The organism is Vibrio sp. 10N.222.51.C5, from assembly GCF_041474575.1.
Classification (GTDB): Bacteria; Pseudomonadota; Gammaproteobacteria; order Enterobacterales; family Vibrionaceae; genus Vibrio; species Vibrio crassostreae_C.
In genome coordinates this window covers 12,749-37,340 of record NZ_JBFRUJ010000060.1, presented here as the reverse complement: position 1 = coordinate 37,340, position 24,592 = coordinate 12,749, and the positions used below count along the sequence as shown (strand labels likewise).

The 24,592-nt window shown below is 43.5% G+C and carries 17 protein-coding genes and 2 pseudogenes; 9 read left to right on the top strand and 10 right to left on the bottom strand.

Annotated elements, in window-relative coordinates; all coding sequences use genetic code 11:
* Positions 1-290 precede the first annotated feature (290 nt).
* Both AB4558_RS18825 and AB4558_RS18820 read left to right on the top strand, forming a co-directional pair.
* Positions 291-3,308, top strand: coding sequence for an EAL domain-containing protein (locus AB4558_RS18825; protein WP_372158992.1), 3,018 nt, complete (start codon positions 291-293; stop codon positions 3,306-3,308).
* A 122-nt stretch (positions 3,309-3,430) separates the two neighbouring features.
* A pseudogene (locus AB4558_RS18820) lies at positions 3,431-3,541 on the top strand (DUF3103 family protein); the annotation flags it as partial.
* A gap of 146 nt (positions 3,542-3,687) precedes the next feature.
* Here AB4558_RS18820 and AB4558_RS18815 read toward each other — a convergent pair.
* Both AB4558_RS18815 and AB4558_RS18810 read right to left on the bottom strand, forming a co-directional pair.
* Positions 3,688-4,005 carry a Dabb family protein gene (locus AB4558_RS18815; protein WP_372112135.1) on the bottom strand — a complete coding sequence of 106 codons (318 nt, stop codon included), beginning with the start codon at positions 4,003-4,005 and terminating at the stop codon, positions 3,688-3,690.
* A gap of 213 nt (positions 4,006-4,218) precedes the next feature.
* Positions 4,219-4,458, bottom strand: coding sequence for a hypothetical protein (locus AB4558_RS18810; protein ID WP_017101685.1), 240 nt, complete (start codon positions 4,456-4,458; stop codon positions 4,219-4,221).
* Between the two features lie 81 nt (positions 4,459-4,539).
* Here AB4558_RS18810 and AB4558_RS18805 point away from each other — a divergent pair.
* Positions 4,540-4,650: pseudogene (locus AB4558_RS18805) on the top strand (LysR family transcriptional regulator); the annotation flags it as partial.
* A 126-nt stretch (positions 4,651-4,776) separates the two neighbouring features.
* On the opposite strand, the gene tnaA reads toward AB4558_RS18805, so the two are convergent.
* From tnaA to AB4558_RS18790, 3 genes are all read right to left on the bottom strand, one after another.
* Positions 4,777-6,249 (bottom strand): tryptophanase, encoded by a 1,473-nt coding sequence (gene tnaA / locus AB4558_RS18800; protein WP_372158990.1) that lies wholly within the window; start codon positions 6,247-6,249, stop codon positions 4,777-4,779.
* 743 nt (positions 6,250-6,992) lie between these two features.
* Complete coding sequence (locus AB4558_RS18795) at positions 6,993-8,669, bottom strand: GTPase family protein (RefSeq protein ID WP_372158989.1); 1,677 nt, start codon at positions 8,667-8,669, stop codon at positions 6,993-6,995.
* On the bottom strand, positions 8,656-9,771 hold the full coding sequence (locus tag AB4558_RS18790; protein ID WP_372158988.1) for a YcjF family protein: 1,116 nt from the start codon (positions 9,769-9,771) through the stop codon (positions 8,656-8,658). Before AB4558_RS18790 ends, AB4558_RS18795 begins: the two co-directional genes overlap by 14 nt.
* A 239-nt stretch (positions 9,772-10,010) precedes the next feature.
* On the opposite strand from AB4558_RS18790, the gene AB4558_RS18785 reads away from it, so the two are divergent.
* A complete protein-coding gene (locus AB4558_RS18785) occupies positions 10,011-10,523 on the top strand; it encodes a peptide-methionine (S)-S-oxide reductase (protein WP_372158987.1) in 513 nt (170 codons plus the stop codon).
* A 158-nt stretch (positions 10,524-10,681) separates the two neighbouring features.
* Here AB4558_RS18785 and AB4558_RS18780 read toward each other — a convergent pair whose 3' ends face one another.
* On the bottom strand, positions 10,682-12,298 hold the full coding sequence (locus tag AB4558_RS18780; RefSeq protein WP_372158986.1) for a polysaccharide lyase 6 family protein: 1,617 nt from the start codon (positions 12,296-12,298) through the stop codon (positions 10,682-10,684).
* Positions 12,299-12,383: 85 nt separating this feature from the next.
* Positions 12,384-14,156 (bottom strand): sodium:solute symporter family transporter, encoded by a 1,773-nt coding sequence (locus AB4558_RS18775; RefSeq protein ID WP_017061461.1) that lies wholly within the window; start codon positions 14,154-14,156, stop codon positions 12,384-12,386.
* A 509-nt stretch (positions 14,157-14,665) separates the two neighbouring features.
* Here AB4558_RS18775 and AB4558_RS18770 point away from each other — a divergent pair.
* Both AB4558_RS18770 and AB4558_RS18765 read left to right on the top strand, forming a co-directional pair.
* A complete protein-coding gene (locus AB4558_RS18770) occupies positions 14,666-15,277 on the top strand; it encodes a toxin-antitoxin system YwqK family antitoxin (protein WP_017061462.1) in 612 nt (203 codons plus the stop codon).
* A gap of 1,050 nt (positions 15,278-16,327) precedes the next feature.
* Positions 16,328-17,077 (top strand): oligogalacturonate-specific porin KdgM family protein, encoded by a 750-nt coding sequence (locus AB4558_RS18765; RefSeq protein ID WP_048616477.1) that lies wholly within the window; start codon positions 16,328-16,330, stop codon positions 17,075-17,077.
* Positions 17,078-17,211: 134 nt separating this feature from the next.
* On the opposite strand, the gene AB4558_RS18760 is transcribed toward AB4558_RS18765, so the two are convergent.
* From AB4558_RS18760 to AB4558_RS18750, 3 genes are all read right to left on the bottom strand, one after another.
* Positions 17,212-17,955 carry a 3'-5' exonuclease gene (locus AB4558_RS18760; RefSeq protein ID WP_102394492.1) on the bottom strand — a complete coding sequence of 248 codons (744 nt, stop codon included), beginning with the start codon at positions 17,953-17,955 and terminating at the stop codon, positions 17,212-17,214.
* Entirely contained in the window at positions 17,955-19,817 is a 1,863-nt protein-coding gene (locus tag AB4558_RS18755; protein ID WP_017069961.1) for a DUF294 nucleotidyltransferase-like domain-containing protein, read from the bottom strand. Before AB4558_RS18755 ends, AB4558_RS18760 begins: the two co-directional genes overlap by 1 nt.
* Before the next feature lie 283 nt (positions 19,818-20,100).
* Positions 20,101-20,820 carry a FadR/GntR family transcriptional regulator gene (locus AB4558_RS18750; protein WP_017072471.1) on the bottom strand — a complete coding sequence of 240 codons (720 nt, stop codon included), beginning with the start codon at positions 20,818-20,820 and terminating at the stop codon, positions 20,101-20,103.
* Positions 20,821-21,162: 342 nt separating this feature from the next.
* On the opposite strand from AB4558_RS18750, the gene AB4558_RS18745 reads away from it, so the two are divergent.
* The 3 genes from AB4558_RS18745 to AB4558_RS18735 all read left to right on the top strand — a co-directional run bounded on the left by AB4558_RS18745 (position 21,163) and on the right by AB4558_RS18735 (position 24,352).
* Positions 21,163-21,939, top strand: a complete 777-nt coding sequence (locus AB4558_RS18745; RefSeq protein ID WP_017072470.1) for an SDR family NAD(P)-dependent oxidoreductase — start codon at positions 21,163-21,165, stop codon at positions 21,937-21,939.
* 174 nt (positions 21,940-22,113) lie between these two features.
* Positions 22,114-22,836, top strand: coding sequence for a FadR/GntR family transcriptional regulator (locus AB4558_RS18740; protein WP_017063624.1), 723 nt, complete (start codon positions 22,114-22,116; stop codon positions 22,834-22,836).
* 148 nt (positions 22,837-22,984) lie between these two features.
* Positions 22,985-24,352, top strand: a complete 1,368-nt coding sequence (locus tag AB4558_RS18735; RefSeq protein WP_080582237.1) for an MATE family efflux transporter — start codon at positions 22,985-22,987, stop codon at positions 24,350-24,352.
* Positions 24,353-24,592 lie beyond the last annotated feature (240 nt).

The window sequence follows — 24,592 nt, the reverse complement described above, 5'->3', positions numbered from 1 at the left end:
AAATTCAGGAGAGTGGTTTCTGCGTTTCTAGTCATAATCCGTTCCGGTTATTCTAGGTACTGTCAGAACAGATCAGTCGCTTAAGTCATGTCCATAAATTGAGGACCGCTTCTGAGTAACCTCTCAAATATATGAGTTAGACTTACTCGGATTGTGCGTGGTTTTGCATTTCCTTTTGCCGTAAGTTTATTTTCAAGCTCGCTTAGTAGAGCATGGAAGAAATAATAAAAAGATACCTATTCTCCCCCGAAAACAGTTCTACACAACACAACTTTCGACCGGCTAATAACATGACTATTGTTACATCTAAAAAACGTCCTACCGTTGGCATTGTGCTGCCTATGCTCAGTGGCTTCTACATGGGCGAGCTAAATGCAACCCTTAGAAGGCTTGCGAAAAACCATAAAGTCAATCTGATCTTCATCCGCTCGGGTGAGCGAAGAGATTTTAAACTTCCTATATATTTTAATCATCTCGATGCCCTTGTGGTCGTTCTCCATGCAGCGACAGTAAAGTTGATCGAAGAAGCTATAAACGCAAACATTCCAGTCATTTCTATTGGAGCAAGCTATGCGCCGCTGCCCGTTGAGCAGTATTATAGTGTGCAAAGCGATGGTGTCACTAAGCTCTATGAATGGTTACAAAGTCAAGGACACGAAGAAATCGGCTTTTGTGGCGATCTCACTGTTAATGATATCAGGTCTCGCTTCAAAGCGTATCAACGCACGGTGATTGATCATAAAGGCTCATTCAACCAACGCCATTTCTTCCGCGTGTCGAATTGTTCTCTATCTGGGGGACGAGAAGCCGCAATAGAATTTATACAGCGTAAATCCAAATGCACTGCGGTTATCTGCGCAACTGACCACAATGCTGTAGGTATGATGGAGCAACTGTCTCACAGCAATATCTCGGTACCTGACGATGTCGCCATCGTAGGCATTGATAATATTTTCGTCGGTCAACAATTCAATCCCAAGTTAACAACAGTAGACCAACAGCTTGAGCTTCTAGCGACGCAAGTATTTCACCGCGTGTTGGAACGTATTTCTGGGAAGCCTTTTAATAATGCCAATAATAGTGTCCCGCAAAAGCTCATCGTTCATCAGTCTTGCGGTAACACAAACCCAGATCTCGAACATAAAGAAGATATCAACTCAACTCGCCAAATCCTCTTAAATGTGCAAGGGCGTTCTCCCGCTGAGATATTCGAAAATTTCTATTCACAAGCACAAGGAGGTTTTGACTCAATTAGAGATGCTCAAAGCCTTTACGGAAACAATCTTGACTGGGCCTGTCTCGCTGAGTGTAATTCGGAGCAATACACTATTAGGAAATGGGTAGAAAAAGGCATGACTCAGCCAACTACCCTACCGCAACAAACAGATATTCAAGACGATATTCGCAATTTCCCATTTTTCGAACGCTATGATCATTTCGTTGCTTCCATTCTTCCTATCAACTCAGGGCAAGAAGATCACTGGAAGCTCGTCGCTGTTGTTGATTCATTGCAAGATCACCAAGATATCGGTACACAATCGGTATTCAACAATTATTTAGATATGCTCGCACTGTTCATCGAGCGCGACGAGCTTATCAATACAAGTAACAATCGTCAGAAGAACTCCCAACAGTTGTTGCAACAGCTCAAAGTAGTATCTAACAGCTCAAACGATGGTATCTGGGATTGGGACTTACTAACCAATACTCTTGTCTGGAACAGTCGGTTAACCAAAATGATTGGCTGTCAAGATACCTTTTCTGATCGTAAGTTAGGATGTGACCATCTGTTCCAATATATACACTCAGAAGACTTAGAACTTCTCGAGTCCGCCATTCATAACCACTTAAACGAAGAAGTACCGTTCAAATGTGAATTCAGGATGAAGACGCAACATCGCGGATATATCTGGGTTCATGCCAATGGCTCAGCGGTTCATAATGCAGAAGGGCAGGCTGTGCGCTTCATTGGCTCAATGACGGATGTAACTCAAGAGCGAGAAGATGCGGAAAAGATTCAACACATGGCGTATTATGATGCGCTTACTGGCATCGCTAATCGCCGGAAAATAATGGAAAGCATCGCGCAACACATTGTGAATCGACCTAACCAAAAACGCGCGGTCATGTTGATGGATCTTAACCGTTTTAAGATTATCAACGACTCTTTTGGTCATCACGTCGGTGATGCACTTCTTTGCCACGTGACCAAACATATTCAGAACGTGCTATCAAGTGAACACCTTGTCGCACGTTTGGGAGGTGACGAATTCTTGTTTTTGTGTAATGTCAGTTCCGAAGCAGACATCAACGCACTCGCCACGCAGATTTTAAATGCCGTTCAAAACCCATTGATCGTTGATGATATTGAGATTATCAGCCAAGGAAGCCTAGGCATCGCTATGTATCCTTATGATGGCGTAAGTGCCGAAGAATTAATTAAGCAGGCCGACATTGCCATGTATCAAGCTAAAAAGCTGGGAGGACAAAGCTATCTCAACTTTCAAAGGTCAATGGCAAAAGAGACGGAAAACATAATCGAAATAGAGCACCAACTCAGTCGTGCCATCGCTCAACAAGAAATAAAGGTGCACTACCAACCTCAATATTGTGGGCAAGATGAAAAGATTACTGCTGTTGAAGCACTAGCAAGATGGGGATCTCCAACATTGGGGGATGTCCCTCCTGACCAGTTTATCGAGGTTGCTGAATCAGCTGGCCTAATCAGCAAGCTTGGTGAATGTATCATTCATCGAGTTTGTAAGGATGTTGAAGGATCTGAATGGCTACAAACCATGAGCCATATTTCCATTAATATCAGTGCAAAACAGCTGATACAGCCTCACTTCGCTCAAGAAATCATTCGAACTATTCGCCAATACCAGCTTCCTTTGACGTTATTCTGTATTGAGATAACCGAGTCAGCAGCAATTGTCGATTACGAGTTATGCATAAACTCACTTAAAGAACTACACGATGTAGGAATTTCTATCTCTCTTGACGATTTTGGCACGGGATTCTCTTCTCTATCTCTACTAAAGCAACTTCCACTAAGTGAAGTAAAGATCGACCGTTCATTTATCTCTGACATAACTCAAGGGCAGACCAACTTAGACTTCGTCAACACTATGATCATGATGGGTAAAAGCTTGGGCTATCGTGTTGTAGCTGAAGGGGTGGAAACTGCTGATCATAACCAACGCCTAAACGGACTGGGGATAGATCTGCTGCAAGGTTATTACTTCAGTAAACCTCGACCATTAAGTGAACTGGAATCAGAAGTGGCTATCAAATTGACTAGAGCTTAACCGTGGCACAACGGCATTATTTAAAAGTAATGCCATTCTTATTCACGCTTTGCGTTAACTTTACTGCCTATTGGCAGGTTAACGGAATAAAAATGAGCGTAAACAGTAGATGACATAAAGGTCGTTTAGAACCACAGATAGACCTCGTTGAGATGCCTTATCTGGACTACGACAAACAGACGTACTACCCCAATCAGACAGTTATCTTCTGGCCTCGCTACCGCTGGGGCGCAGGCGGGAATGCTGTCGCATCGTTTGCACCAGTCACTATTTCGCCAACAGAGTAAGTCGTTTCTTATTGAGTTAGGGCTTAATTGCTAGGCCCTAACCCTTCATTATTGAAGCTAAGTAAAACACAAGAGGCCTACTCAGAACCTAATTACAGGGAGTAATCAAACACGATAATGTCGTCTAGCAACGGACGAAACACATCTTTCAGCGCATCATGCTCTGGGTGCGGAAGGTAATTCTGACGGCCTTGTTCATCGGCGAATGTCATTAACACTGAGTGGGTATAACCTTGATTCTTGTTTTCAGGGCTGTCATTTAGCCCCCACTCGACTGAAGTGACCCCTTCAACTTTGTTTGGCATCGCTTCGAACAACATCTTTAGTTTTTGAACCTCTGAAGCCTCAGCGTTTTCTTTAAACTTAATCAATAAAATGTGACGAATCATTCCCGTTTCTTTTCGAGTCATTCCTATCCCTTTTCGAATCGTTCGCTTGCTCGTTTGTCATGCTTAACCAACACCGAGTCGCGTTCTTAAGTTAGAGGAGAACAAAATGCCACACGTTACACAACATGCCAAGGCTAGAACGCTGGATTTTATAAAATAACCCAAATCCCAACACAAAAATGCTGCACCCAAGGGCGCAGCATTTCTCATGACAATGGTAAGCACGTTTTAACGTTAATCACGACGACCTGTAAGCTGGATCGTTTGGTCTTGATCGACGCTCTTGTGGAATTTTATTCCGCCATTAGCGGCGTCATTTCTTCCTTCAAGCACTGGCTCAGATTCAACACGCTCAGCCTTTACTTGATTACCTTCGCTTCTCGTCATATCGAGAGTACTCGCATAAGTACCGTCAGCCGCGAAAGCCGTGTTCATAGATAAAGCCATCAATCCAAGTGCGATTAACTTGTTCATACATCACCTCGTTGTATTTCTAATTCTTTGTTCGTTTGGTATCTGTGTTTTTGTTGGAGTAACTTTAACAATCGAACATGAACCATAGATGTGAGCTATGTGATGAGCTGCCGCCGCTCGCAAAAAGACGCACCTTTGAATCAGTGGTTATTCCAAATGTTGAAGTCTACCCTGAAAAACAAACAAGCGTAGTTCAGCTTTTAACGGGTTAACTACTTAAAGGCTTAACTGCCTAACTCCTCTACCATCCAAAAAAGAAAAGGCTCCCGAGGGAGCCTTTGATTATGTTTCTAGTGACTATTCGCTTATGTTTTTATTTTAAAATGCTTCTTCGAGCGTTTGTTCATTCTTTTTTTCTGTCTGTTTTTCAACGGTTTCAACCTCTTTCAAGCGCGCAGTAAAGTGTCTTAACACTGGCGGTTCATAGGTAAAGTCGAGCCCTTTCACTTTGCTTGCGTTCTCTTTCACTTTTTCGAACGCTTCAATAATGAAATCCATATGGGTTTGCGTATAAGTGGCACGTGGAATGGTTAAGCGTAATAATTCTGCAGGACATGGATGTTGCTCGCCCGTTGCAGGGTCACGACCTTGCAGTAAAGAACCAATTTCAACCGCTCTAATACCTGCCACTTTATACAGTTCACACGCCAAAGCATGCGCCGGGAATTGGCCTGCTGGAATATGAGGAAGCAGTTTACCCGCATCGACAAACGCTGCATGACCGCCTGCTTGCTGGCACACGATGCCCATCGCTTCTAAGCCATCAACAAGGTATTGAACCTGGCCAATACGGTACTCTAACCAATCTTGGCGCATGCCGTCATAAAGGCCAACCGCAAGACGCTCCATCGCGCCACCTTCTAAGCCACCATAGGTTGGGAAGCCCTCTTGCACCACACACAAGGTTCGACACTCTGTGTACACATCCATGAAAGAGTCGTCTTTAAAGCACAACAAGCCGCCCATTTGTACCATGGCATCTTTCTTGGCAGACATAGCTAAACCATCCGCGTATTTGTAAGACTCACGCGTGATCTGTTCGATTGTCCAATCCTGATAACCCGCTTCACGTTGTTGAATGAAGTAGGCATTTTCTGCGTAGCGTGCCGAGTCCATGATCACAGGAATATCGTACTTCTGAGCGATTTCATACACGGCTTTTAGATTGGCGATAGACACTGGCTGTCCACCAGCAGAGTTACAAGTAATGGTGCTCACAATGTAGGGAACATTGGCTGCGCCCGCTTCTAAGATCGCTTCTTCCAGCTTCACCACATCGAAGTTGCCTTTGAAATCCGCGTTCACTGAGGTATCGAACGCTTCTTTGGTATAAACGTTCTTCGCCACACAGCAATTCACTTGGGTGTGGCCTTGTGTTGTATCGAAGAAGTAGTTCGACAAGGCGACCATTTTGCTGCGATCGAGCCCTTTCTCCATTTCACGCTTCTTAATAAGAACCGGAATGTAGATCTGCTCTGCACCGCGTCCTTGGTGTGTTGGAATCGTCAACTCGTAACCGAAGATATCCTTAACCGCATTCGACAATGCGTAGTAACTCCGGCTACCACTGTAAGCTTCATCACCCATTAACATCGCGGCTTGCATACGCTGAGTGATAGATCCTGTTCCGCTGTCTGTCAGTAAGTCGATAAACACATCATCACTGTCGAGCAAAAATGGGTTCATGCCCGCGTCGACAATGGCTTGTTCACGATAGGCGCGAGTTGTTCTTTTTACTGGCTCTACAACACGAATACGAAACGGTTCTGGTAGATGTTTGAAGTTTTCCATAATAATACCTTTCAATACATTCCGATCAGGTCGAAATGTATTTTCTTTAGATGTCACGAGTCCTCACTATTAAATTAATAGTTCCGTATAAAGATACACAGAAAATTAACAGTGAAAATAAAAAATTAAATAATGACTTATTAATCAAACCTAAACAGAGGCTAAGATAATTAGCGAGAACGACAAAAAACGAATACCCTACACGGAATAATAAGTGCGACATTCATACGTTCAAAGGTTATCAAAGCTGCTGATAGGTAAACAAAGCTCGCTGCTTTGCTGGCGCGTGACGCCTAGAGGGTACTACTCTGAAGAAAGGTGGAACGAGAGTTGGTGATCTAAGGTATACCAAGCTAACAAGGTTAGCCAAGTTGTTGATTGCCATTTCAGATACATGTTCACAATATATCCCTACGTTGAAATCAAGATGATCCGAAATTTAAATATAGTGTAATTGTTTTATAAATACAGCTTAGAAAAGTATAAATGTGATCAACATTTAGAATGATAATTAAATATGATAGCATGTTATATAAACTGTGAATCACAGCCGTTTATATACTATTAAACTAGTTCAGCGAGTTACTTAATAATATCAAATCTCTTTTAAACTCAATGCTTCCTCGAATAAGGGGCGAAGATGGCTGTTTTCTAAAAAGCTATCTTCTAGGAATCTACTGAGCTAAAAAGATAAGCTCTGATGAGGCTCAAACCTCACCAGAACCGTATTCGCAGTGAATAACTTACTTCTTCTTCACGACTTGCTTGATGGCCATTTCAGCCAGTTTTGGCGTCGCTGCTTTCAATGCACTGGGGGCAACCTTCTTACCCGCCTTGACCGCTTTATTCAGTTGGCCTTTAACCGACGTCCCTCTTTTCATGGCTTCTAAACGTTGGCGATTTCTCTGAACGTTATTTGCGTCAGCGATACGCTCGATCAACGTCTGCCTTAAAGTATCTAAACCAAACTGTACCTTTTCTGGCGCAATCGCCAGCGGTAACACGATATCGGTTTGCAGCAATATATGATTGTATTCGAGCGCTTGAGCAATGATCTTCGCTTTGGTCGATGTTGGATTCTCTAAGTCATACGGTGGCTGCCAATCGTCTACAGGCTTTAATCTGTCTACCTGATTCACAACCGACACCACAATCGGTTTCTTGCGTGAGATGTTCTTCGGATCGTCATAGAAAGCATCAAATCTATCTTTCAATTGCTTATCCAAATCACGCGCAGACTGATTGGCTTTCAATACCCATAGCACTACATCGGCTTGGGTCATCTCTTTCAGCATTAAGGCTTCGGTTTTAGAGTTGCCATCAAGCCCTTGAAGATCAACAACTCGAACATCATTGTCGTCGACAAACGCGTTATACACCGTTGAAGTGTCGGTTGATGGCAGCACATCCACTTCTGCAACCAACTCTTGCTTGAGTGCATTGATAAGTGAAGATTTACCCGAACTGGTTTGTCCCACCAGCACGATTCGCACAGGCTCTAGCTCTGGAGCAAAGCGTTGTTCGTCGAGTTCAGAAACATCAGACACTTTAAGTGCTTCATCTTCAATGCTGAAACGTCCGCTATAGAGGTCAATCGCGACCGCCGCGACTTCATCTAATAAGGCTTGTTTGGCGGCGTATTGCATGTCATCAACCACACCTCTTGTCATTGAAGATGTCGCTTGCTCTCTACCTAAATCAGAAACAACTTTTAGCGGGTTTAAATAGAGGTTTTTGAGGTGATTCCCCCAAATAGCGGCCTTAACGATCTTCTGTCCTAGCTCACCGTATTTATCGTAGGCTTCGTAGCCCGCTTTGATGTAAGAAACCTTGAGATACTCAATGCCGGGGATATGCTCTCGCACTACCAATTTGTAGCGTCGGCTGACCTCTTCGAACAGCTTTAGCCCTTCAGGAATCGAAAAATCGAGTGATTTCTTATCAAACTTTTTCGCAACAAATTCAAGTACCTCTAAACCGGTTTGGTCTAGTTTACCCCACTCTATGTCGACCATTAATTGTTGGCGTACATGGTGTTTTGAATCATTCCAGATCGACAGCTCTTTTTGAGACCAATCAGCCGAAGCCTTAACCAATGCATCGTTGATATCAGCTTTTTTATGCTGTGATTCAGCTTCAGCAGTATCCTCGCCAAGGCCGCCACTCTCTTTATTCGAGAAAGACTCTTTATTTGAAGAGCGGCTTGAAGAACGGCTAGAAATGAATAAAGGAATGGTGAACACCAAGGTACTCACGGCAATGGCAATCGACATTTCGAGTAGATAACCGTATTTGATCGCCAAGAAGACACCAAAACCCATCATGATAATGCTTGGGAAGATCGCCGAAATCAGGGCAATGCCCCAGCGTCCGCTCGATAGCACCGCCAGTAATCGAAATAGGTTTCTAATTTTCTTCATAACCCGACGCCGCCTTTCCTTTTTTCAGAGATTCTTTGTAGATCTTCTGCATCTCTTGTTCAGACACTTCTTCACCTTTGTTCTTATGATAGAAGTAAAAACAAGCCGCGCGACCTAAACCATAAGAGGTGCCGAAACTCATTGCCGCTGCAGCCACCGCACCTACCGTTTGACCATAAACTGGAATCAGCTTTATCAACTGTCGAGTGCCCAGCTTCATTCCGTATTGCAAAGCAAAGCTGCTTCCCAGAGTGCCTATCAACTCACTAAAGACTCTCTTATTCCATTCGACCCCATATTGATTGGCCAAGCTGTGAAGCATTTTGGCTTGAATCGCAGGTACCGACACCAAACCAACACCCGGAATCAGGTCACTCGCTGCGGCACTTCCTGCAAACCAAAGCACTTCGTTTTCTACTTGATCAAAGTTGGCTTCTTCTTGCGTGGAATGTTCTTTGTCTTGCACCATCATTCCTATCACCGGAAGAATACTGCTCAGCTTTTCTAACAAGATGTCATAGTTGTAAACCGCTTCGCTGTTAGACATAGCGTTGTCATCCGTTTCGAAATCGACCGCTACCGATTCAAACTCTTTACCCCAAGCCTTCTCTACTTGGTTGCTGTTGAACTGAATTTGCCTTGCTCGATCTGGTTCACTGGAAGACAACACCGCCGTATGAAGCAGCAACAAGTTTTTAATCTTCTTCTGTTTCTTAATCTGTTTTAGAGCCGTAAGCACAGCGGATTGTTCAGGTTCGTCGGCTTTCATTACAACGACTAACGCATTACCTGCCTGACCAATCTCTTCCAAATCCTCTTTCGCATCGTAATTCGCTTCGCTGAGTCCTCTGGTATCAAGAAACCTCATCACGGGTTTGTCTTGCGGAAACTCATACGACATCGCCGTCATGGTACAAGGCGCAAAACCATTGCCCACTTCTACAGAAGAGTCGCCCGTGACCGCTTGAATAAACGATGACTTGCCCGCCCCCGTTTTGCCCAACAGCCACAATGTAGGAAGATGCTTGCGCTGATATTCATGAGCCTGAGTCAAGTCTGGGTTCTTGCTCGGATTAATGAAGTCTTTTATTTGATCAAACATGTTTAGAGTAACGCTCACTTGATGTTGAGATTCGAGTTGATGACAAAGCAATACTGACTTATATAATCACAAATCATATTAAACTTATGTTTGTTCAGTCGCACAGGTTTACAATGCCTAAACGCTTGTTTTTATTTGCGCGCTCATTTTTATAGACGCTTTTTTATACGTGCGGGTATCATCGTATTAATTCAGGTACCTAACGAACATCAACAAACACAGAGAGCTCAAAGAGAAGTATGAAACAAATTTATTTAGCTGGCGGTTGCTTGTGGGGTGTACAAGAATTTATTAAGTACGTTCCTGGTGTTATCAGCACAGAAGCAGGCCGTGCCAATGGAAGCGCCCAGCCAACAGAAAACAAGACGGCTCAAAGCGACAGCACACAAAATGATTACGATGGCTACGCAGAGTGCGTACAAATAGAGTTTGATCCAAGCATCACGTCAGTAACGATTCTGATGGAACAATTGTTTGAGATTATCGACCCTTACAGCGTGAATAAACAAGGTGTCGATGTCGGAGAGAAATACCGCACAGGCGTTTACAGCACTAATGCAGAACACTTAACCGAAGCTAAGCACTATATTTCTTCAAGAGATGATGCCGACCGTATCGCTGTTGAGGTGTTGCCGTTGACCAATTATGTTGCCAGCGACGACATCCACCAGCATCACTTAAGTCACTTCCCTGAAGATCACCACTTATGTCATATCCCTTGGGATCTACTGCATAAGTATAAATCACAGTAGTCTCGACGTAAGATTGAAATGGTCACGACCTAAGATCGAGAAAGCCTCAACAGACATTATCCGTTGAGGCTTTTAAGTGTTATGGTCAGGACTGCTATCGTGAATTGATTTGATAGCTTAAACCATTAGCCATTAGCCATTAGCCATTAACTAATAAATTACTTAGTCGTATTCTCAAGCACGTAGTCTGGACCCGCTGTTTCAGCCGTCACGACCGCAAGTTTAGACACGTCTGCGCCTTCACCTTGATAAGCGTTCATGCCGTTTTCTACAACAACTTTTGGTAGCTCAACCGAGTAGCCTTCGATCAGTTCAGAATCCGTCACTTGACCCACGTAAGTTTCGTCTGTGTAAGTTGCGCCAACTAATGGGAAGTCTTGCGTTGCACGTACACTTACAAACTCAGGTGACTGCGAGTTATCAACCACGTTGTGTTTAAACGCCACATCAACGCCCGCATAAATGCCTTCCACTTCTGCGTTGTCAAACAAACTTACACGGTGGCTTTGGTTGCCGTAAACAATGCCCCACTCAGTATCGACTAGAGAGTTGTTCTCAATGGTGATGTTTTTCGGTGTCCACTGCTTGTTAAGCTCTTTGCCTTTCACCGATTGATCTAGCTGCTCACCATTCGCTACGTCGATGATGCCTGTGTTAATAACAATGCCGCCACGTAGGTCAGCGTTGCCTTCAATCAAGCCATCGCGGCCTCGAGTGTTTGCAATGTAGTTGTTACGAATCACATGATCTTCATCGTAGATACGGACGCCGCCGGTTAGGCGCTTTCCATTGCCAAGAATCATGTTGTTCTCAACCGTGTTGCCTTTTCCGTGACGCAGTGAAATAAGCGCGGTGCTTTGGAAAATAGTATTACCTGAGATCGTGTTGTCGCCCGACTTAATCGAGATAAGCTCACGCTCACCATCCATATCGATCATCAGGTTGTTCACGAACTTAGAACTTGAATCCCACTGTGAAGCTTTAGAATCACCAATACGGATCGCTTCCCAGCTGTTGCCGTTGTAACGAATCGCTTCTTTGATATCGAATTCATTGAATTGGTTAGGCTTTTGATCCATGAAGATATTATTTGCGATCAGGTGGTTGTCGGCTGTGTCATCTTTTTGTACACCGATCAAAGTGCCGCGTTTTTGCTTACCTTCGAAACGGTTGTTGATGACTTTGCCATCTTTACCCCATAGAGAAACCCATAGGTACTTTGGATACTCAGAACGACGCTCGTCTGGCTCGTACGTGTAATCATGGTTGAAGTAGTAGAATGTTGAGTTTTGCAGCGTGTTGCCATTACCCATCATACGTACTGCACCAAAGCGTTCGTTAGGACCGCCCTCAGTAAATACCAAGCCATCAAGCGTGATGTCATCGCCTTTCAGTTCAAACTGAATCAAACCAGTGATCCACGCAGAGCCTGCTTGCTCAGCCTTGATAGTGATGTCATTCGCCGTGATCGTCACTTGACCTAAGTTCGCGTATTTACCGGCAGGGATAACCACTTCGTCGCCATCTTTTAGGTTTTCAAATTGTGCTTTAAGCGCAGCCACTTGCTCTTCCGAAGCAACGGCTAAAGTGTCGCCATCTACCTCTGTTAAGCGGTCACTGCTCAATAGGTAACTACGGTCAATTTCGCTAACAGCAGGCGTAGCTTGTTCAGCGACACTGACTACGGGTGCTGTTTTTTCTTGTGTTGTACAGCCTGTTGCAAAAGCGAGTGTGAACGCGCTAATAATGCTTACCGATAATAGTTTTTTGTTCATCGTACATCTCACATTAAAGTTTGGATTATAAAAATGACGACCACCCGTTCAGGTGGCCGTGATGTTATTTAGGATGCGTATTAAATTAGCCTTCGGCTGGAGTCACTTCGTCTTGTTGCTCGACTTTGTCATCGACTGCTTTAACAAGTAACAGACCAACAGAGAACACAATCAAGCCACACAGAACGAATACCATGCGTCCCCACATTGGGTTTGGCAGTACGAACATAGTCATTACGCCCACACCCGCTACCGCGATAAGTGAACCCAACATACGACGTTGCTTGTTATCCAGTTTCTTCTGTTCATTACTTTCAGCAACTAGTGGCGTCGCTAGGTTGTTGAAGAACTTGTCTACGTCTTTCTCACGGTGCTCAGCAAGAGGCTTGTAGAACAGTGTTGAAAGAACAAAGAAGCCAGCAGTAAATATGATGTGACCGATAAGGCCGATAGCCACTTTCAGGTCAGCCCACTCACGGCCAGTTAGTTCATTTAGACCGAACCAGTTTTGAATCATGTCCGCAGTGATAACGAAACCAACGAAGTAAGAAACCACACCACCTACAACTAGCGTGCCCCAACCTGCCCAATCCGGTGTTTTACGGATGAAGAAGCCACAGAATGCTGGAATTGTCATTGGGAAGCCGATCAATGCGCCCACGTACATCATGGTGTCGAAAAGGCTCAGACCTTTAAGAGAGTTGATGAACAGAGCAACCAAGATGATCGCGATACCGAAGAAGGTAGACGTTAGTTTAGAAACAACCATTAGCTCTTTCTCTGTCGCTTTAGGACGAAGAATCGGCTCGTAGAAGTTCTTAACGAAGATACCTGAGTTACGGTTTAGACCTGAGTCCATTGAAGACATTGTTGCTGCGAACATAGCGGCAATCAGAAGGCCAACCATACCTGCAGGCATGTATTCTTGAACGAAGTAAAGGTAAGCGAAGTCAGCGGCTTTGCTGCCAGCTTCTGGGTAAGCTGCTGCTAAATCAACACCTTGACCTGCCATGAACCAAGAAGGCATGAACCAGATGATTGGACCAAGCGTCATTAGTACACAAGCAAGTAGAGCTGCTTTACGTGCGTTATTTGAATCTTTCGCAGCAAGGTAGCGGTAAGAGTTAAGCATGTTGTTGGTGATGCTGAACTGCTTTAAGAAGATGAACACAGCCCAGATGCTGAAGATGCTCATGTAGTTCAGGTTATCACCCGTAATGAATGAATCTGTTGGGAAGTCGTTAACGATCTGCGTAACGCCGCCACCGTGGTAAATCGCAACCACAGCACACGTCACCGTTACCGCCATGATGATAACCATCTGCATAAAGTCAGATGCGATTACCGCCCAAGAGCCGCCTGTTACTGACATTACTAGTACAACCAGACCCGTTAGGACAATCGTCGTTGTCATATCAAAGCCGAAGATACCCGATGCGATGATTGCTAGACCATTCAACCAAATACCTGCAGAGATAACGCTGTTTGGCATACCAGACCAAGTAAATACTTGCTCATTCACCTTACCAAAACGCATACGAATCGCTTCAATTACCGTCACAACACGCAGTTGACGGAACTTCGGAGCGAAGTAAAGGTAGTTCATTAGGTAACCGAATGCGTTCGCGATGAAGATAATCGCTACGGCAAAGCCATCGGTAAAGGCTTTACCTGCTGCACCAGTAAATGTCCAAGCACTGAACTGGGTCATAAATGCGGTTGCACCTACCATCCACCACAGCATATTACCTCCCCCACGGAAGTAATCACTTGTCGTACTTGTAAACGTTCGAAACATCCACCCTATCGCAATTAAGAATAGGAAGTAGATGCCAACTATCAGGGTATTGAGTTCCATCGTTAGACCTTTTATTTATGTTTTTTTGTTGAGGTCACTATAAATAAATGGCAAGTATATTTGTACTACAATAATCCAAATGCGTGACAATGATCTTACAGTCTGACACTCAATTAATCATACAAGTGATCGAGTTCAAAGTTGCACCACCTAGGAGCGCAATTCCTCAAGTCAGTGCAGTTATCCGCACTAAATTTCGACAAAAACCCCGAAAAACATGAACAAAGTCTCTAAAAATCGAAGATTCATCGTTAAAAACTATTATTCTTGACGATCAAAGCTTAAAGAAGAGCAGCAAAAATATCGTTAGATATAATTTATAAAAATGAATTAAACCAATATATTTGTAGTACAAATAAGATCGATAATTTGCTTTTAAAAGTTCCCTATATTAGGCAGCCAATAATGAAAACTTGAAAACCACTATTAGATACTGACAGGGATACACGGAAGTGAAATGCTTTTAACACACCCGTTACACTTTCCCCGTCCAATAAAAAGGTGTCATTATGAAGAAATACGTTCCAATCTTAATTGCTCTTAGTACGGTATCTTCTATGAGCTATGCAGCAACACCGCGTGAAGATGCTGTTGACTACTTACAGATGCGTAAAGGCGTGGCTTACCAAGTAAACCATTCAAAACCTTTCACTGGTCAATTTGAAGAGAAGTTCGATAACGGCCAAGTCGCGACCCAAGCTCAGTTTGCCGATGGCTTAGAACTTGGGCTAGAAACTAACTGGTATCCGAATGGCCAAGTCGCTTCTAAAGTGAATTACGTAAAAGGTGAACTGCAAGGCAAAGCTGAAACCTGGTATCCAAACGGACAGAAAAAAGCAGAACTCAATTATAAAGACAATGAACTATCAGGCACCGCCTCTCGCTGGTATCCCAATGGGGAGCAAAGCTTGACAGCTGAATACAGCGACGGACAAAAAGATGGATTGGTAACGGACTACTACCCGAACGGTAATAAGGCCAGCCAAGCGAAGTTTGATGAAGGTGAAGTCGCGAACGGAAAACTTACTCGCTGGAATACTAACGGTGACAAAGTTGAAGAACTGACCTTTAAAGATCACAAAGTCACCTCTAAACAGGTGTGGATGCCTACAGAAAGCTAAGCCTCAAGAACAGCTCTCACGGAGCTCTTTGATATAACTAAACGCCTGCTGTTAAAGTTTGCAGCTACACGTCTGCAACTAAGAGACAAGAGAAGAGAAGAGAAGGGAAACGAACATTCATGTGATTAAGCGTGAATGTTCGTGGCTTTGATGCTGTAACAGACTCACTTGAGCGTGTTGTCATCAACCTAAAAGCCTATTCTTAAGCCGCGGTTTACACGCTTATTGAGCCGCACACGACTCTCTACTCAAATTTCAAATAAAAAACGCTCATGTTGCCTGTATCAACATGAGCGCAAGGGTAGATCTTCGACTACCATCTCCTACCTTTCTAGATGAAAGCAGAAGTTATAATTAGAATAGTTGGGAGCAATAATCAAAATGCTTTCGCAAGCACTTCAACGATTTCTTCTTTGTCGCTGATGAGAACAACGGGTAACGATTCGAACCCAGTTCATTCCTATCAAGTTCATACTTATATAGCAGGCTATGTCACTACCTTGCCTACTACATTTCAAACCTTCTCTGATTGAGCTTTAAATCACCTCAAGTAAATGTCTCATGTTCTTAAAGCGGTGGATTTAATCCATTTAGCTTCAAGACCACTCTTACTTATTCGGCTTCACACCGTCTGTTCATGCAATCAACACAGCAAAGTTATGTGTTGCTAAAGAAAGTTAGTAAATAATAATGTATTACAAATAAAAATGATATCTAAAGGTTCAATTTTTTGCTGTAGCGCACATTTATTGATGAACAAAACTCTTCAAAACCATTATCAACAGCCAAACAAATCACTAAAAAACATCAACTTAACGAAACAACTCGATTTTGTAACCCTTTGTAAATAGTGGTTTTGTCCTAACAACACGATCAAGTTCACAGATCATCACGCCTCGGATCGCTACCATATTTGTATTATTTAAATGCAAAATAAATTTGAAATAACCAAGAAATAATTTCAAAAACAAAATGCATTTAAGACAAGAACTACTCTATTTGGCTTGTAATTATGGCCAATACTCAACCTATAAATATGGAATTAATACCATGAATAAAACTAAAATCGTGATTGCTGTGGCATCTGTACTCGCTGCTGGCTCTGTATCTGCTGCGTCTTTCGATATGAGACACGAATACAAGAGTCATACAGATCAACACGCTACTCGTGTAAAACTTGGCGATAGCATTGGCAACTTCCTTGTAGATATCGAAGCGAAATTCAAGGGAGAAGACGGTAAATTCATGGAAGATTTGAAGAACAATGGTTGGGAGCTTGGTCTAAACTACCGTCATGTACTAAACGATAACTGGACAATGACTTACGGTATGCCAATTGAAGGTCGTGAATCTGGCGTTACATACAAGCCTCAAGTTCGTGCAACATACAAAGTGGATAGCGTTGATGGTCTAAGCCTAAGTGCTCGTTACCGTTACGATATGAGACAGAACACTAGCAGCTCAGAGTATCAATTCGATGACAATGGTGATGTTATTGTTGATAGTGACGGTGTTCCAATCACGGTTGATAAAAACGTTTCTAATCAACGTCGTCACCGTCTAACGGCAAACGTTAACTACTCAATGGAAAACTGGCGCTTTGGTCTAGAAGGTAACTACTACAAAGCGGATGGCTATGACATCTACGACAACGACGATACCAACTACGAGTTGAACGCAAGCATTCGCCATATTATGGGTCAATGGGCACCATATGTAGAGTTTGGTGATGTGAGCACTTCATCAACTAAAGCGACTCGTGAACTGCGTAGCCGTGTTGGTCTAACTTACAGCTTCTAATCGATAGCTACATGAATAATCTAAGATAATTACTGTCCTAATTTTCTAAGACCTAAACAAAAGCCAGCTTAATCGCTGGCTTTTTTTCCTTTAAAATCAGTAAAATAAGAGCCGCGCACTTGCAGATCTTTTTCCTAGTGACTAATCCGATAGAGAAAGGCAACGGTCACATTATCGTTAGGCACAACTCGCTTCTGCTGAGCCAAAAACAATTCCGCTGTCGAAACGGCATCGGCTAATGCATTGTGGCTGTTGTACTCAGGAAGCCCGTACCTTTCGCGAGTCCCTGCCAAGGTTAAATCGACTTCTTCATGATTGCTGATCGCTTTCTCCATGCTTTTCTCAATACACAAGGTATCAAGCCAAAGCAGAGGAATCGCTCTTAAACCGTAGCAGCGAAGAAGGTATTGGCTAATGAACTTCTCTTCGACTACACACGCGTGCGCGACGATAATCTTGCCTTTCGCTGCTTCGAAGAAAGCGAGCATCGCATCATGAATAGATGCGCCCTCTTCCAGCATCTGTGGTGTGATGTGGTTAATCACCGCAGTTTCAGCGTTAATCTGAGAATCATTGTTCAGGTAGATATGCTTGGCAGAAGCCAAATCGATTCGTCCTTTCACCACATCGACCCATCCCATAGACAAGATAAGATCTTGTTCGCTGTCTAAGCCTGTGGTTTCGAGATCCAACACGATATAGTCGCTGTCTTTGGCCAAATCCGTCATTTCAGGACAAGGCTGTTCTACCAGATCATGTAACGCTTCTGGCAGCTTAACCGTACCCAAATATTGCTTACGCTTGCGTTTAATTCGTTCAAGCGGGTGAAAATAGTTTAGCATTCGTTTTAAACATTTATTAGTTGAACATAGCTTCATTAACGTGCTCCGAAACGAATTTTCGCCGCTTCTTGAAGGTCAGCAATGATCCTAAAGGCATCTTTCAAGTGTTTACGCTCAAAGCTACCAAAGCTATCTGGGTTGATGTTGTTGTCAGGCACATCCCCGTTCTTCAGCGCTTCAAGTTGATGGCCAAAACGGAAAGAGAGAATGAACTGGTAAGCACCCAGAATGTTCTTGAATGCATCGTCGCTCAGCATGCCTTTTTCATTGGCAGCAGCGAAACGTTCGTCAGTCGCCGACAAATCGCACTCCACAGCAAGGCCATAAATACGCGCTAAGTCGATAATCAAGTTGATCGCGTACTTCTTCACGTTCAACGTTTTCTTATTCTCACCTGACTTCTCTAGCACTAAGCTATTGAAGATGCCAAGTGGCGGGTTGGTATTGACCGCGTCTTTCACTAGCGTGCTTAAAAACTCACGGTTACCGCGAATATTGCTATGCAGCTCATCGCGCAGAATACCTTCAAACTCACTGTTGCCGTAGATAGTACGAATTTCTAGGAACACACTGATATTAAGCAAGCGTTCGTACTCTGGGTTAGCCACCCACTTCTTGTAGTAGTGCTTCCATACACTGAGTGGCTGACACCATTTTGGCGTCGCAGCCATGAATTTACCTGGACATAATGGGTAGTGACAGCTTGCTAAGCCGTTGGTCACCATCATCGCTAAGTGTTTGAAGTAAATACGGTCACTGTCGGTTGCATCGTCAGCAAGAACAATCGCGCTGTCTTGGTCCGACAACATGTGCACTTCATTACGTGCGTGCGATCCGGCTACGATCCAAGAGAAATCACACGGTGGTGGGCCTAACTTATCAATCGCTATTTGAATCAATCGACGGGTGTAGGCGTCCATAATCATGGTCATTACCTTGCCGACGGTTTCAGGCGCCACTTTACCTTCCACCAGCGCTTCAAAAATAGCTTGTCGCTCTGAGGTGAACGAAGACATGGTTTTCACGCTGCCCGCGTATTTGATTTTCTCGATCAAGAATATCGCTTGAACACGGTGGTTTTGAACCAAATGAGACGTAGTAAGAAGACCAACGACCTTATTCTCTTTCACAACGGGCAAGTTACGGATATTAAATTGCATCATGATAGAGGCCGCATGCAGCACCAGATCATCCGGTTTTACAGTAAGTGGAGAGTGCGTCATTACCTCTGAGATCAGGCTATCAGTACTCACGCCGTGGGCAATCACTCGCTTAGTCATGTCTCGGTCGGTGATCAAACCAACAATGGTTTCACCTTCATAGATCACGGCACACGGTGAGCGTTGATGAAGCATTTCAACCGCAACCGACTGGATGGTTTGCTCAGACTTAACAATTGCCACCTGCCCGCTTGCCACTTCCTCAACTTTACGAATGAACAGGCCTTTCTCTTTATTCGACCAGACCACATCCAGTGCCGACTTCAAGCGAACCTGCGCCTGTGAAGCAAAGTGTTCTGCGCAACTTGGAAAGGCTTTGAAAAGCGTTTGAAGTGCCGAGTGTGGAATCACATAAAGTAAGGTGTTTTCGATTGCGACAGCTCTATAGCCTTTTTCGTCGTTGACTTCAGAATCTAAGAACGTAAAGCCAAACAAATCTTCACTGCCTAGACGGGCACGAAGCACACCATCCGATTTTCGTTGCTCCATAGAGCCCGTTCGAATGATATAGAGCGATTTTTCCTTCCCAGACTCACACAAATCGACCACATCTCCCTTGCCGAGATAAGTAATTTGCACGTTAGAGGCAAGTTCGCGAAGTGCTTGTTTAGGGATCTTATCGAATGGGTCGATTTGACCTATGAATTGAAGAATATTTGGCAGTAGAGACTGGGGCATAATCACACTCACAATAATTTAATTAGTATTATTATATAACTTAAAATACTGGTTACTAGTGCTTTTAACGAAACAGCAAATAATAGATTAAATATTGGACACCAGTCAGGTTTTCATCAAATTTGGATGCAAAAAAAGCACGTATCAAACGTGCTTTTTAGAGGTCACTGCTGAAATTAGCTTTTGAATAACCGTAATTTTAACTTTGACTACCCTAGTTTTACGAGAATGCCCTCTCGTCGATAATGCAAAACGATCAAAGCTAAAATAACAGTGAAAACAATTAACTAGCGGCTGGTAATCTGTGGTTTGTTTCTAACAGGTGACTTGCTGACGCGTGGCGTGCTTTGTCACTATTACCTGCCATGATTGCTTCATAAATCTGGCGGTGTTCGTTAATACAAGTACTTCCCTCTTCAGAAGAGTGAGAAATAAAGTTAACAAACATGGTCGTTAAGATGTTACCAAATGGAAGATAGAAGTCGTTACCTGTTGCATTGAAGATCAGGCTATGGAACTTCATGTCGATATCTAGCCAACGCTCTTGATCAAGCGTTTCTTCGCTAGAAATTTCTACCATTTGTTGGAAAATACCAGACAGCTCAATGCGTTGTTCTGCACTCGCGAACTGAGCAGCTAAAGCACACGCTTCTGGTTCAATCGCGCGGCGTAAACCCAAAAACTGATGACAGAATTGGTCTGTATCGGCCAAACCGTCCATCCATTCGATCAATTGTGGATCTAAGAAGTTCCAGAATGCACGGTCAACAACGCGAGTACCGATCTTAGGACGAGATTCTAATAGGCCTTTTGAAGTCAGAAGCTTAACCGCTTCTCTTAATGCTGTTCTACTGATACCAAATTGCTCACACAGAGCCATCTCACCAGGGATAATAGAACCTTGAGGCAAATTGCCCGACAAAATACCACGGGCGATTTCACGTGCAACTTGCACATGAAGGCTTCGCTTAGAGCCTGAAATAGAATTGAAAGAGCCAGCCATGTGTCTACTTACCGATTAGATATGTATTATTTAACTCGGACTATAGCACTGATTTATATCTTCACCAACACAGCATCAGAATAACGTGAGGTCACTACCAGTAAAGGTTGGAGCAATATTTCACAAACCTGCTCATCTTTAGGTTTATAAAACCAATTCAACCTATTAATTCATACAAATAGTTCTCATTTACTATTTCAATGTATGCGTGAACTCACAAAACCACCCTTACTCTCACTATTTATGTCGGTAATAACCCGTTTTTAGATAAACACCCTTGAATATAGCAAGTGTTATTGTATGATTTATTGGCGTGAATAATCTACAATATAGGCGGCTCTGATGTTTAACGATTTAAAAGGCAAACGCATTCTAATTACTGGCTCTACTGCTGGTATGGGTTTAGCTACCGCACGTGTCTTTGCAAAATACGGCGCAAAAATCGGCATCAATAGTCGTGCTTTCAGCCCAAAAGTCGATGACGTTCTATCTGAACTTACCGCACTGGGTGGCGATGTTGCCTTTTTTCCTGCAAACCTAATGGACACATTAGAGTGCGAAAGGTTAGTCAAAGAGTTCACTGATCATTTTGGTGGCATGGACGTGTTGATTAACAACGCCGGTGGCCTTGGTGGTCGCGCCAATCTAGAAAATATCGACGATGAGTTTTATGAGCGCGTAATGAACCTTAATGTTCGCTCTGCGCTGATGACAACCAAGTTCTCTATCCCGCACTTACGCGCCTCTGCTGCTGAGTCCGGGCAAACATCTTGTGTGATTAGCACAGGATCTATCGCCGCTCGCGAAGGCGGTGGTGTTGGTGCAGGCATCTATGCCGCGTCTAAGGCTTGGTTACACGACATTCACCGCAATTGGGTGAAAGAGTTCGCGCAAGACAATATCCGTTTCAACATTGTTTCACCGGGCACTATCGACACCGCATTTCACGATGGCAAGAGCGACGATTTGAAAGCGACCATTGCTAACAACATTCCAATGGGACGCTTTGGCCATATTGATGAAGTTGCCCCTTCATTCGCTTTCTTTGCATCGCACGCTTGCAGCGGTTACATCACAGGTCAAATCCTAGATGTTAACGGCGGACAAATAACGCCCTAGTTAGCTGGTTTATATAAGCTCACTCAGCGATTTAAGTTCGCCACACTATATAAGGTTAACAGACCCGAGTAGATGAGGGAAAACCTCACACTAAATTCGACGTATACACTGACACTAAACACCAGATTCGTCTGGCTTTTAGTGTTTTCAAAGTTTCAATTTCAGGTGGTTTAAATGTCAATATTTACATTGGTGGAAGATTCAAGCCGCCGAATTCATGTTCAAGTGGCGAGACAAATTGCTCGCAAGATCTTGTCAGGCGAGTTAGAAGAAAATCAAAAGTTACCCAGCGAAATGGAGCTGTGCGAAATCTTTGGAGTGAGCAGAACTGCCCTTCGAGAATCAACTAAGCTACTTTCGGCAAAAGGTTTAATCGAGTCGAAGCCAAAAGTGGGCACTCGTATCAAACCGAGAACACAGTGGCACTTCTTGGACCCGCAATTGCTGTACTGGATCCAAGATTTAGAAGATACTAAACCCTTCTTGTCTCAATTTTTAGGCTTAAGAAAAGCGATTGACCCGGAAGCGTGTGCGCTCGCTGCAACCAATGCAACTGTAGAGCAACGCAAAGAGCTTTCGATTCTTTTCCAGAAAATGACCATCGCAGCAAATAGCTTCGATTATGAAGAGTGGACGACCAACGATCACCTGTTTCACCAAACGATTTTCTTATCGACAGGTAATCAATTTTACATTCCATTCGCGAACATTCTGTCGACTATCTTCAAGCAGTTTATCGACCACTCCGCTGAAGGCGGTCGCTTCTGTTTAGAAGAACACAAAGCGATTTACGACGCAATAATGTCTGGCGATGCCAAGCAAGCTCGAATTGCTTCTCAAGTCCTGCTAGACGATGAGAACCAAAAGCTCTCTAGGGTTGAATTAGCCATCGCATAACCGAGATTAACCAAACTGACTTGTTTTTCAAAGACACAAGTCAGTCTTGTTTTAGCACCCATTTTTTAACCATCAACTACCGTAGTGTTTTCTTCTTTAAACGCTCTACTCCGCCACCTCAGAGAAAGCTTACGGTTATACACATAAGGTGTTGTTTGTGTCTTCACAATCGTACGTAAGGAAAAATTTCTCTCTCGCCTGGCCCCTCGCCTTAAACGGTATCTTGATGCAGTCGATGTTGATGATCGACACACTGCTTGTCTCTCCTCTTGGTGAAATCCCTTTAGCTGCAATGGGGATTGCGACGACTATCGTTGCCTTTGTACTGGGAATTCAAATGGCGCTGGCAAACGGTACTCAGTTAGTATTAAGCCGCGCAGTGGGCTCTGGCATCGCCGCATCATTATCTAAAGCATTTTGGGCAGGGTTATTTATCAACCTTGGCGTAGCAACACTATTTTGGCTTCTACTTACTTTTTTCGAACAACCCTTGATTCAAGCTTTAACAGATGACGCTTCCCTTCACTTAGAAATCAGCCGCTATCTAGACATCTCGAAATACATCGTTATTTTTACCGCGTTAACGCAGGTGATCATTGCTTTATTTAATGCGCTAGGCAGAACTAAAGTCCCATTCAAAGGTTACTTAATTGAACTGCCTATCAATGCTGTACTCTCATATGTGCTGATTCATGGTTTTTCTAATTTTGAAGGGATTGGAGTACAAGGCGCTGCATTAGGCAGCATTATTGCAATAACGATCCGCTTGCTGTATTTGGTTTTGTGCGTGCATTTAAGCTCAGCGATTTCACTCAAATTAGACGCTCAGCGCTCTGAATTCTTTACCAACGTTCGCCGTCACTTTATCGAAATATTCCCTGTAGCAGCGAACGTGACCATGCTTTTGATTGGCGCAACGATATATCAATTGTTGTATTCGCAACTTAACATCAACGCTTACGTAGCGATTACTTTGGTGATGCCTTGGATCAGGGCTGTCTCTCAATTTATTACCGCTTGGGCTCACTCTTCCGCAATTACTATCAGCCAAGCGATTGGCTCTAAAAAGATGGATGACCTAGTCAAAAACGTCGATACCAGTATTGATATTGCGGTCGTCATTTCTTTTGTGTGTGCAATCTTGTTCGCAGGATTAAGTCTGGTCATTGGTGACATTTACCCGAACTTGGATGAGTCTACCTATCAAGCATTGGCCGTTATCGCCCCACTCTACATCTTCTTGCCGATTGTCCGTGGCTACAACACGGTTCATGGGAATGTATTAAGAGCCCTAGGAAAAACGACCGCAGTCTTCAAAATCAACTTTACTGGTCAATGGGTAATTTCAATTCCATTGTGTGCATTGATCATCTTTGGATTAGACGGTTCTATCTTTTGGGCATTTGCCATCCAACCATTCGAAGAAGTCGTGAAAGCTTTCCCATTCCGTCACTTGGCTCGAAAGTCTCTTAAAGAGTTTGATGCCGACAAAGCCAAAGAGTTGATGTATGACTAAACTCCGTATCGAGTTGTCGTCCTAAAATCTTCCTACGCTTTCTGAATGCAACCTTGTCTTTTGACAAGGTTGTATTGTTTTAGCTGTACCTTTCATTGGTAGGCTTCACGTACACCCTCATTGATACCAAGGTCACATTAATACCAAGTTCATCTTAAAACTCATATAAAACAAAAAGACCACTCAACATTCGGTTAAGTGGTCTTCGAAAATATTCCTTAAGGACTGCGTCTAGCTAGA

Excerpts from the sequence above, each read along its gene's own strand:
- AB4558_RS18825 (WP_372158992.1), top strand. The coding sequence starts at position 291 with ATGACTATTGTTACATCTAAAAAACGTCCTACCGTTGGCATTGTGCTG.
- AB4558_RS18815 (WP_372112135.1), bottom strand. The coding sequence starts at position 4,005 with ATGACTCGAAAAGAAACGGGAATGATTCGTCACATTTTATTGATTAAG.
- AB4558_RS18810 (WP_017101685.1), bottom strand. The coding sequence starts at position 4,458 with ATGAACAAGTTAATCGCACTTGGATTGATGGCTTTATCTATGAACACG.
- tnaA (WP_372158990.1), bottom strand. The coding sequence starts at position 6,249 with ATGGAAAACTTCAAACATCTACCAGAACCGTTTCGTATTCGTGTTGTA.
- AB4558_RS18795 (WP_372158989.1), bottom strand. The coding sequence starts at position 8,669 with ATGAAGAAAATTAGAAACCTATTTCGATTACTGGCGGTGCTATCGAGC.
- AB4558_RS18790 (WP_372158988.1), bottom strand. The coding sequence starts at position 9,771 with ATGTTTGATCAAATAAAAGACTTCATTAATCCGAGCAAGAACCCAGAC.
- AB4558_RS18785 (WP_372158987.1), top strand. The coding sequence starts at position 10,011 with ATGAAACAAATTTATTTAGCTGGCGGTTGCTTGTGGGGTGTACAAGAA.
- AB4558_RS18780 (WP_372158986.1), bottom strand. The coding sequence starts at position 12,298 with ATGAACAAAAAACTATTATCGGTAAGCATTATTAGCGCGTTCACACTC.
- AB4558_RS18775 (WP_017061461.1), bottom strand. The coding sequence starts at position 14,156 with ATGGAACTCAATACCCTGATAGTTGGCATCTACTTCCTATTCTTAATT.
- AB4558_RS18770 (WP_017061462.1), top strand. The coding sequence starts at position 14,666 with ATGAAGAAATACGTTCCAATCTTAATTGCTCTTAGTACGGTATCTTCT.
- AB4558_RS18765 (WP_048616477.1), top strand. The coding sequence starts at position 16,328 with ATGAATAAAACTAAAATCGTGATTGCTGTGGCATCTGTACTCGCTGCT.
- AB4558_RS18760 (WP_102394492.1), bottom strand. The coding sequence starts at position 17,955 with ATGAAGCTATGTTCAACTAATAAATGTTTAAAACGAATGCTAAACTAT.
- AB4558_RS18755 (WP_017069961.1), bottom strand. The coding sequence starts at position 19,817 with ATGCCCCAGTCTCTACTGCCAAATATTCTTCAATTCATAGGTCAAATC.
- AB4558_RS18750 (WP_017072471.1), bottom strand. The coding sequence starts at position 20,820 with ATGGCTGGCTCTTTCAATTCTATTTCAGGCTCTAAGCGAAGCCTTCAT.
- AB4558_RS18745 (WP_017072470.1), top strand. The coding sequence starts at position 21,163 with ATGTTTAACGATTTAAAAGGCAAACGCATTCTAATTACTGGCTCTACT.
- AB4558_RS18740 (WP_017063624.1), top strand. The coding sequence starts at position 22,114 with ATGTCAATATTTACATTGGTGGAAGATTCAAGCCGCCGAATTCATGTT.